This is a genomic window from Bacillus sp. SIMBA_031 (assembly GCF_046535225.1).
In the GTDB taxonomy this organism is placed as follows: Bacteria; Bacillota; Bacilli; order Bacillales; family Bacillaceae; genus Bacillus; species Bacillus velezensis.
Genome location: NZ_JAWRXC010000449.1, coordinates 1 through 255, shown reverse-complemented (window position 1 = coordinate 255; position 255 = coordinate 1). Strand labels below are relative to the sequence as shown.

Here is a 255-nt window from a genome sequence, read left to right as displayed (position 1 = left end):
ATGAGAATCGCGTCGGGACAATTCAGCGCTGGCAAGGACCCGCAATCCAACCTGACCGCCATCCTGGACATGATGACAATTGCGGCCCGCGGCGGCGCAGACCTGCTGGTGCTTCCCGAGTCCAGCCTCTATGCCAGCAACGAGCCCCCTGCCGTCCTCGCCAAAGTGGCCGAGCCGCTGGACGGCCCGTTCATTGGCAGTATCGCAGCGGCGGCCTTGGACCTCCACCTGCCTGTGGTGGTGGGACTTGCGGAG

1 protein-coding gene is annotated in these 255 nt (G+C 65.1%); it reads left to right on the top strand.

Annotated features, from left to right (window positions below; genetic code table 11):
• On the top strand, positions 1-255 hold a 255-nt coding region (locus tag SB724_RS20990), incomplete at both ends, for a nitrilase-related carbon-nitrogen hydrolase (RefSeq protein WP_410572900.1).